We start from the raw sequence: 9,484 nt of genomic DNA, 5'->3' as shown, positions 1-9,484 counted from the left end.
GGGCGAGCGCTGGGAACTGATTGCCGAGTCGACCCCCGTGTGCGTCGGGGGCTGGCAGGCACCGCGACGCGAGTACGTAGCGCGACACCTGCCGAGCGGGCGGATCATCGCGCGTTGGGACACCCAGTACGGGCTACTCGCCCGGACCGCCCGCCGGTACCTTCACCTCGCGGCTCGCGGGCCATCGAACCAGTGACGCCAGCCGGCCTACCATCACCAGACCGTGCGGCACCACCGCTCACACCGCCGCGCGACGGCGGGCAGGGCAACGGCCGGGGGGTTAGTTTGGCGAACTCCCCCCGGCCGCCTGGTGCCGACGCCACACAGGCCCCCAAAGGCCCATACGCCGAACACGTGCCGCCCATCGCACGACACCCGTCACGGGCCATCGGAGCAGGAAAGTGATCAACGGACGTGTCGGGCGGCTCGCGCAGCCCCTACGGCCGCCCAACCGGCCGATGCGGCATCATCGGCGCATGCCCACCCGCAATCCCGACGACAGCAGCCGCGTAGGCCGTGCCGAGGCCGCAACGATGCTCGGCATCTCCCTCAGCCACCTGGACACGCTCTACGGCGAGCGGGCTACCAACGGCTTTCCCGAACGCGTCGACGGCACCAAATGGCTCGCCGAAAGCATCGCCTCCTACCAGCTGCCCCGAGTCAGAGCCCGACGCGCCGCGAGCGCCGCCGTAGACCGCAGCGGCGATCCCGACGAGCTCGTGAACAGCACCACCGTCGCGCGCATGCTGGGCTACCAAAGCGCCGATTCACTGCAAGGACAAAACCGGATCTGGCCGCTCCTGCTTGAGCGCGTCGACGACGAATCCCTCACCCCCACCGGCCGTAAGCGCCGGCGCTGGAAGCGCCGCACCGTGTGGGACATCGCCGACAGCCGCACCGGGCAAGGCGCACCCCACACCGGCCGCCCTCGCGCCACACCCCAGGGCCACCCCGACCGCTCCGGTGATCCCGATGAACTCGTCGGCGCCCCCGAGGCCGCACGCGTCCTCGGATACAACAGCCCGAACGCCCTGCCCGACGACGCGCTTCGCCAAGCCGACGAAGACAACGTCGGCCCCAGAGGCCGCCACCGCCGCAGGTGGAAGCGCGCGACGCTGTGGGCGATCCTGGATCAAGCAGAGCAGCGCCGGTAGCTCGCCCAACGGAACTCGAATCCGGCAACACCCACACCAATCATCGAGTGCCGCCGGGTTTCAGGCCCGGTCCTAGCGGACCGGAAACCGGAAGCGGCCTGCGGCCGCACTGCTCAAAACCCCTTCTCCTTCGGTGGGGGCCGAACAGGCTAGCGACGTGCTCGCTCCGGTCAAGTCCGGCCGCGGCTCGCAAAACATCATGCACACCCCGCATGATCTTTTCCTCGAAACCCCGCGCCCGGACTTGACCTCCACTGCGCGCGCCACGGGTCGAGTGAACTCGCCCCCACCGCCGGAAGAAGTGGGGGGACGCGCCACGGCCGCACCCCGCGCGCTGGTCGGCGTAGCCGCCGACATCCACTTTTCAAGATCATAAAATCCGATGTCCGAACAGGGCAAACAGGGTAGTCACAGGACGCTAAACCGGGTAGAGTAATAGTTGTTCGGAGGGGACGGCGAACCCCCACCGCACACCACACAAACCCCCAACCAAGGAGACGCATGGGCACCAATGACGACGCCCCGCCGATCATGGAAGAGTACGGCTGCGCCACCTGCGGCCTATCCCTGACGGCTATCACCAGTAGGGACGAGGTGTTCTTTCTCCACCCCGGCCGCGACGCGGAGGACCACGACCCCGACCCGGTCCCACTGGCGCAACTTGCCAACTGGCAGCCCGTGTGCGACTTCTGCTCGGCACCGCACCCCGTGGCAACCTTCACCTTCGAAAACGTCGACCTAGCCGTATCAACCGACAGCGCCGATGCACAGTTGCACAACTTCGGCAACAAGTGGAACGCGTGCGAGGCGTGTGCGCGCCTGGTCGAGCAGCGGAACCCCGAAGGTCTCACCCAACGCGCCCACAAGCGGTTTCTCCGCAAGGGCCACACCATTAATCTGCAAGTGCTGCGGTCCATGCACCAAGCGTTATTCACCGCGACGCCCACCACGCCCGTACGGCAGCCGATCGCGTCGGTCGGCAGCGCCACTCATCGCGGCAACGCCAGCGGCGACGACACCGCCCCCGCTCCCGAGGTGCGGTCACTCCGCCCGCAGATGCTGCCAAAGGTGCGGGACAGGCTTGTGCGCTTCTGGCGGACCGCCGGCCCGGCATTCCTGCTTGACGCCCTCGCCCGAGGCCACACGTACAAGGTGCCCGGACACATGCCCCCTGGCGCTGCCCTCGACGCGCCGGCTGCCACCGTCGACCACCGCAACCCCGAGCCACTACGGCAGTACGCCGCCCTCATGGCCAACCACGCGGAGGACGCGCGCATCTTCTGGATCGACCCCGACTTCACCGCCCTGGCCGCGCATGCGGCACGCGATCTGCCTGACGTTCGCATCGAACAGGTGGAGCTGCCCGCCCCCAACGGGCTGCTCATCTGGCACACGCCGATCTACCAGCCGACCGATCCGGCATCCGGCGTAGTAATTCCGGTCATCGCCGCACAGTGGGGACCAGTGCCCGGCGGCATCTGGGCCACGTTCTACACCCACGCCGAATGGATCATGAGAGGCGAGCGGCTCACGGAAACCCGGATGCAGAATTTCCGCGAGAAAGTCGGCTGGCTGATCCCCATAAGCACTGGGGAAGGGCTGCGTTTTGGCCAGCCCTACGCGCCCGCCAGCGAAGAGACCCGCCTCATGCTGTGCTCCCTGATCGCTACGTGGATCCTCACCACGCAGCCTGACGCGGAGGTCACTGACGAGCCAGCCGACAAGGCAACCCGCAGGGCGTACCAACGCGCCAACCGGCCCGCCCCACTCGTGCGACTCGTGCGACTGCGCCGCAAGCAGCAGCCACGACGCGACACCACCGACGACACGCCAACGCGCGTCTACACCCGCCGATGGTGGGTCAAAGGGTTCTACCGAGAGCAGCCCTACGGCCCAGGTCGCGCGCTGCGCCGCCGCACCTACGTACGCCCGCACATCAAGGGGCCGGACGACGCGCCGCTCATCCTGAACCAACAGGTACACGTGCTCGGCAACCCCAGGAACCAGAACGAGCAGTGACAGCTACCGGGGGGAGTCGCCGCACGCGACTCCCCCCGGTCGCCCCACTCGTCCCAGGCTTTCCAAGTAGACACCCGACCATTAACCGGGTATAGTAATAGTTGTTCGGGTGGGACGGCGAACCCCACCAGGACAACCGCCAAACCCCAAGGAGATTTCGTGAGCAGACATCGACTCGACGCCCTGCCCAACCGGGGCGGCTACACCGTGGTTGTGGGGTGGGATCGCCCGCTAGACAGCTACTTCGCCCAGGTGATCAACGAGGGCGAGCTGAACGAGGACAACCCCGACTACATGCCGCTTTGGCTCGGCGCGGACACGCGTATCACCGACCCGTACACGATCATCGAGGCAGTGCGTCCGTACGCCGTCATCCCCGACACCCTGCGCGCCGACCTTGAGGCGGATCGAGCCTGGGAGGGCACCCGCAACCAGCCCGGATTCGCGCGCACAGCCCCGATCGTCCCCGGCCCAGCCCCCCTCGAAACGTCGGGAAAACTGTTCTACACAACCGCCAGCGGAACCCTGTCCACCTGCGCCCTACGGGTGTACCGCACCGGCATCTTCTCGGTCGCAGTCGTCGTCACCGACGTACCCTCCCGCACTCCGTCACGGACGCAGCGACTCATCCGCGCACTGACCCGCCGGACCAACCCGCAGCGAGCACCAATCACGGAGCACGCCTCCACCATCCATGCCCTGTTGCGCGTCACCTTCGACGGGCAGGAGGTCGAGCACATCGAGTACACGCCGCATCAGACCGGCGAGGTCTTCCACGCGTTCAGCGTCGCCGACGACGGCAGCACGACCCGCGTGGCGATCCCGCCTGACGACATGGTCCACCGCTTCGGCGCGGACATCACTCGATAGGCCGGGCGACGCCCACCCCAGCTCTCCGACCGCCAGGATGCCGGCCGGACGACCCGGCCGGCACCACCCAGCCCGAAAGACTCCCCATGCCCGAGACTCCCATTCCCGTTCCGCTGCGACACCGCCCCACCGTCGGCGGATTGGTCGTGCCGTGGATCACCGTTCAGATGCCGGACGGCCGGTACCGCTTCGGAGCGATCGACGCCGACCGGCTACGAACCGCCTTCATCGACCATCTCTGCCAAATCTGCGGCGAACAGATGTCCCGGCTGTTTGTCTTCGCCATGCGCACCGTCGACTTTGAACGGCTCATCAGCACCGAGCCGGCCATGCACCCCGAGTGCGCCCGCTACAGCGTGACCGCGTGCCCCATGATCGCGGGCCACATGACCCACTACCGCGCCCAGGCGTCGGACGCCCCCGAATCTGCCGGCGACCCGCACGGGGCTCGCCCCGGACACAGAGCCCACGAATGGCGCTTACTGTGGACGACCGGCTATCGCACGACTTTGGACCCCCGGACCCGGACCCCGGCGGCCGAGATTCCCATTGAACTCTTGCAGCGGGTACAGCGGATCAAGCCGCCCACCCCGGACCGGTAGCCAACGCCACCTGACGGCGGTCCGCACTGGGCCGCCGTCGGGTGGCGTCGGGTTTCAGGCCCGGTCCTAGCGGACCGGAAACCGGAAGCGGCCTGCGGCCGCACTGCTCAAAACCCCTTCTCCTTCGGTGGGGGCCGAACAGGCTAGCGACGTGCTCGCTCCGGTCAAGTCCGGCCGCGGCTCGCAAAACATCCAGCACACCCCGCATGATCTTTTCCTCGAAACCCCGCGCCCGGACTTGACCTCCACTGCGCGCGCCACGGGTCGAGTGAACTCGCCCCCACCGCCGGAAGAAGTGGGGGGACGCGCCACGGCCGCACCCCGCGCGCTGGTCGGCGTAGCCGCCGACATCCACTTTTCAAGATCATAAAATCCGATGTCCGAACAGGGCAAACAGGGTAGTCACAGGACGCTAAACCGGGTAGAGTAATAGTTGTTCGGAGGGGACGGCGAACCCCCACCGCACACCACACAAACCCCCAACCAAGGGAGAGTGCGCATGAGCACCGCATCCACAATCCTGCTTGCAGCTACCTCCGTGTCATGCATCGCGCTTCTCGCGCGCAACAGGAAGCTTCGCACCGATCTCGTCACCGCTCGTTTCGAGGCCCACCACGACGCCCTGACTGGACTGCCGAACCGTCGCGCCCTGCTCCTGCACCTGGACCACCTGCTTGCCGACCGGACCCGTCCGGTAGCCGTGGCCCTTGTTGACCTCAACCGCTTCAAGGAAATCAACGACGAGCACGGCCACACCGCCGGAGACCTCGTGCTCTGCCGGGTGGCGGAGACCCTGCGAGGGCTTCGCCTTCCGCGCACGATGGTCGGCCGAATGGGAGGTGACGAGTTCATGATCATCATTGATGACGGCATGTACACCGCCCGCAACAACGCCGAAGCCGCCGCCCAGGCGCTCGACGCAACGACCGTCATCCTCGGGGCAACGAACTTTGGCTGTTACGCCAGCCTTGGGCTCGCCCTCGCAGACCACAACGACATCACCGCCGTCGACCTTATCCGCCGAGCAGACGCCGCCATGTACGCAGCCAAGCGACGCGGCGGGGGCCTCAGGGAGTGGCACGAGAACGTCGGCGCGACCGTCACGGCAACGCTCCCGATGCAGCGCCGCCGCTATCGGTTCTAGCCGGCCCCGGGTGGCCCGGAACCCCGGGTAGTTTCGGGCCACCCGGATAGACACAACCCTCAAGACCGGGTATAGTAATAGCCGTTCGGTAGGGACGGCGAACCCCTTTCGAACACCCACCAAACCCCATGCGAGGAGTCTCACGATGCCCGCGCTAGCTGCTCCCACCGAAGCGCTCCCGGCCCTTCATGCCGACCCCCACACGCGACACATCCTGCACCTGCTCGACGCAGCCCGCCGCCGCATGGCAGAGGTCATCACCTTTCTGCACCTGTGCGAGCACGCCCCGGCCTGGCCCACGACACCCACCCACAACACCGCCGCCGCCATCGAACTACGCGCGGCCACCGTCGCCCTGATCATGTACGCCCGCCGACACTGCTGCGACGCCTGCAACCCCGGCCGAATGCGGGCCACGCTGCGACTGGCCGCCTTGCTGCTCGACCTGTGGCAGAACGGCAAACACCACGTACAGCGCCCCGACCTGTACCCCGTCACGCTCGCCCATAGCGCTGGACGGTTGTTCCGAGACACCGCCGGATGGGTCACCACCGGCGACCCGGGCCGCCTGCTCGGTCAGCACGTCTGACCCGCGCGGATCGCCCGGCCGCTGACAAAGCGGCCGGGCCACCGCACCGCAGACGTCACCGACGCGCATCGAGCGCGCCGCCGCCGGCTGCCGCTCCCGTCCCGCACCGCCAGGCCCCACAGCGCAAACCCTCAACTCTCCCGAGAGGCACCAGCATGAGACTGACCCGCCCCGAACTCGCCACCATCGCCCACGCCTGCGACGACTGGGCATCCAACTACTTCCACAGCCCAATCCACGGCGGCAAGGACGCGGCCGTCCGCTACATCGCGGACCACCACCTCGGCGGATTGACCACGAAATACGGTCGCCCCAAGATTTGGGACGCCGTCGCCGCGCACCTCGACGCTAACCCCGACACACTCACCGCGCCACGCACCACCATCGCCGAACGCAGCGCCCGCGAGGATGCGCGCAACGCCCGCGCAACCGAATATCTCAACGCGGCACTGCACCACCACAAGGCCGCCGAGCCCTACGAAGCGCTGGCGCTCATCGATCGCGCGGAACTCGCGTCGCCCACCTTCAAAGACTTCAGCCAGCACCGCGCCGCCGTACGCAAGAAGACCCCGCCCTTTCCCTCTGTCGACCTCTCGGGAACCGGGCTGCGCTACCGCGCACCGCTTCCCCTCGCCGGCCCGCTTGCCGGCCCGCCAGTGGCGTACCACGGCCTCCAGCGACGCCACTGGGTCTACCCGGGCCGACCCGTAGTCGAAGGAGACTGGCCCGCCGCCACCCCGGAAATGTGCACTGTCACCGACGCCGCACCCGAAACCATGTCATGGCCTGCCGATGACCCTGCCGCGCTCGACACAAACAGCACCCAATGGCTTGCTGACGGGCTAATCCTGGTTTGCAACGGCTGCGGACTAGCCTGGACCTGAACCATCAGCGCCCGGTATGGACCGGACCCGTACCGGGCGCTGATTTGGGCCTTCCACACGGTCCATGTCGCAGCGGTCCCGAACTAGGCTCCCGCGCCGCCTGCCGATGCGCCGCCGTCGCGGTCCGGACCCGCATTTGCTGGCACCGCCACCGCCGTACGCCGACGACGAGGCACCACCTCGCCCAGCGCGGCAATCCGGGCGCGCACCGCAGCTCCATCCGCGCCACGCCGAAACGCCCGCACCCGCGCCACGTCCACCCCGGTCAAGTCCGCCGCCAGGCCGTCATCGCGCAGCACCGTCGCCAGGACCGCCACAGCCAACCCGTGCGCCGCCGCAGCCGTGCCCACTTCCAGATCCAGCCGCGCGACGACCTCACGCCGACGCCGCTCCGCATCCTGCACCGTCCCGGCCGCCTGCTCGACCGCCCGCACCGCACGCAGCTCCAATTCCTGCCGCCGCCGCAGCGCCGCAGTCGCATCATTCCCCGTTTTACTCGCCATTCCCCGACCGTAGCGACCACGGCCGGCAGCTCACCAGATCAAGCACCCCGCCGATTCATCTATTCGTTCGATGCTGGCCGCAGTTCACCACCTTCCCGCCCTACCGTTCAGCCTCAGCCACGCACTCCTCAGCCTGCCCAAACGGCTACCGCTCCGTTTCTTGCTCGCTTACGGGGGATACACCCCCTTGCATTCTCCATCGCCATTCAATAGTTGATCTTCTACGGTCGAGTCATGTTGTCCGTCACGCGCATCTCGCCCGGTGACGGCTACCGCTACGTCATAGAACAGGTCGCCGCTGGCCGCCATGACCTGCGCCCACTGGGAGACGGAGGGCCAACGCCCTACTACATCAACCACACCGCGCGGGGAGAGAGCCCCGGCTGGTGGACCGGCAACGGCGCAGCCGTCCTCGGCGTCGCCGGCTGGGTCAACGAGCGGCAAATGCGGTACCTCATCGGCCAAGGACGTCACCCGGTCGCCGGTTATCGGCTCGGGCAGAAATGGCGGATCTACAGGCCGATGACCGACGAGTACCGCGAGAAGGCAGTCCAGCGTGCGCTGGCGCACCTGCCCGCCGATGCCACAGTGGAGCAGCGCGACAAGGTATGGCACGACATCATGAACGCGCCGGAGCGGCGGGCCGTATCCGCATACGACGTCACCGTCTCCCCTGTTAAATCCGTATCGCTGCTGTGGGCGTTCGGCGACGACGCGGTCAAGCAGGACGTTATGGCCGCCCACCACGCCGGGGTGCGGTCGCTCCTCGATCACCTCCAGCGCCATGGTGCGTTCGCCCGCGCCGGCGCGGGCGGCGTCCGCCAACTCGACACCGCGGGGCTGGCAGCGCTGGTCTTCGACCACCGGATGAGCCGCGAGCGCGACCCGCAGCTGCACTCGCACGTCGTCGTCTCCAGCAAGGTCCAGACGGTGACCGCGGACGGCGATCCGCAGTGGCTGGCCCTCGACGGCAAGGCCTTCTACCGCGCGACCACCGCCGGGCGGGTCGCCTACGAACGCGCGGTGGAAGTCGAACTTCACCGCCGCCTCGGGGTTAGCTTCGCCGCGCGGGATGACTCCGGGATCCGCGAAATCGTCGGTTTCAGCGAGGCGTCGCTGCGCCACTTCGGCAAGCGGCGGGGCGCGATCACCGAGGAGATGGACCGCCGCACCGACAGGCAGGCTCCGGCGACGCGATCCGCGGCCGCGCAGTGGCGTCGCCGCGCGCAGGACGCGACGTTGCGGACCCGCCGGCCGCACAAGGGCGCCGAGTCCACCCAGCAGGCCGTGCAGCGCTGGCATGCCGAGGACCGTACTGCACGAGTCGACACCGCCGGGCAAGTACGCCTCATCCTCGGCGGCGCCGCCCGTGATGACACTGCCGTCACCGCGAGGCGGGTCCTTCGCCGCGCGTACCGGCTACACCCCGACGGCGTCGACGAAGCAGCGCTCCGCGCGGCCGCCGCGCAGCTCAATGTCTCCGCCACCGACCACGACCGCATCATCGACGCGGCCGTGCGCACCGACGTGCGCCTCGCTCTCGCTCGCGCCGTGGGCAACCTCGGCCACGAGCGGGCCGTGTTCGGCCGCGAGCACCTTGAGTTGGCCATCGGCCGCGTCCTCGACATCACCCCCGGGAACGACGAGTCCACGCCGGGGAAGTCGAAGACGTGGCGGAACAGCAGCGCGCACAGGCCGAGGGTCGCCGCGAAGCTGAGC

General features: G+C 68.2%; 10 protein-coding genes. 9 read left to right on the top strand and 1 reads right to left on the bottom strand.

All coding sequences use genetic code 11. The annotated features are described in order from the left end of the window. From AB0C20_RS32515 to AB0C20_RS32480, 8 genes are all read left to right on the top strand, one after another. A partial coding sequence (locus tag AB0C20_RS32515) for a hypothetical protein (protein ID WP_357569435.1) occupies window positions 1-196 on the top strand: 196 nt, incomplete at its 5' end. A 280-nt stretch (window positions 197-476) separates the two neighbouring features. Then, on the top strand, window positions 477-1,154 hold the full coding sequence (locus AB0C20_RS32510) for a hypothetical protein (protein WP_357569434.1): 678 nt from the start codon (window positions 477-479) through the stop codon (window positions 1,152-1,154). 501 nt (window positions 1,155-1,655) lie between these two features. Continuing rightward, window positions 1,656-3,173, top strand: coding sequence for a hypothetical protein (locus AB0C20_RS32505; protein ID WP_357569433.1), 1,518 nt, complete (start codon window positions 1,656-1,658; stop codon window positions 3,171-3,173). Window positions 3,174-3,332: 159 nt separating this feature from the next. Continuing rightward, the gene (locus tag AB0C20_RS32500) at window positions 3,333-4,043 is read left to right on the top strand and encodes a hypothetical protein (RefSeq protein ID WP_357569432.1); all 711 of its coding nucleotides are present in this window, start codon (window positions 3,333-3,335) and stop codon (window positions 4,041-4,043) included. An 86-nt stretch (window positions 4,044-4,129) separates the two neighbouring features. Next, on the top strand, window positions 4,130-4,645 hold the full coding sequence (locus tag AB0C20_RS32495) for a hypothetical protein (protein WP_357569431.1): 516 nt from the start codon (window positions 4,130-4,132) through the stop codon (window positions 4,643-4,645). A 499-nt stretch (window positions 4,646-5,144) separates the two neighbouring features. Continuing rightward, on the top strand, window positions 5,145-5,789 hold the full coding sequence (locus AB0C20_RS32490; protein ID WP_357569430.1) for a GGDEF domain-containing protein: 645 nt from the start codon (window positions 5,145-5,147) through the stop codon (window positions 5,787-5,789). Window positions 5,790-5,934: 145 nt separating this feature from the next. After that, window positions 5,935-6,378, top strand: coding sequence for a hypothetical protein (locus AB0C20_RS32485; RefSeq protein WP_357569428.1), 444 nt, complete (start codon window positions 5,935-5,937; stop codon window positions 6,376-6,378). Between the two features lie 155 nt (window positions 6,379-6,533). Next, the gene (locus tag AB0C20_RS32480) at window positions 6,534-7,262 is read left to right on the top strand and encodes a hypothetical protein (RefSeq protein WP_357569427.1); all 729 of its coding nucleotides are present in this window, start codon (window positions 6,534-6,536) and stop codon (window positions 7,260-7,262) included. An 83-nt stretch (window positions 7,263-7,345) separates the two neighbouring features. Here AB0C20_RS32480 and AB0C20_RS32475 read toward each other — a convergent pair whose 3' ends face one another. Further along, window positions 7,346-7,765, bottom strand: coding sequence for a hypothetical protein (locus AB0C20_RS32475; protein WP_357569426.1), 420 nt, complete (start codon window positions 7,763-7,765; stop codon window positions 7,346-7,348). Window positions 7,766-7,999: 234 nt separating this feature from the next. On the opposite strand from AB0C20_RS32475, the gene mobF reads away from it, so the two are divergent. After that, window positions 8,000-9,484: MobF family relaxase (gene mobF, locus AB0C20_RS32470; RefSeq protein ID WP_357569425.1), on the top strand; the 1,485-nt coding region annotated here is incomplete at its 3' end.

Origin of the sequence: Micromonospora sp. NPDC048843 (assembly GCF_040649965.1) — a bacterium.
In the GTDB taxonomy this organism is placed as follows: Bacteria; Actinomycetota; Actinomycetes; order Mycobacteriales; family Micromonosporaceae; genus Micromonospora; species Micromonospora hortensis.
Note: the sequence above shows the minus strand (reverse complement) of the source record. Positions and strands in the feature narration are given on the sequence as shown.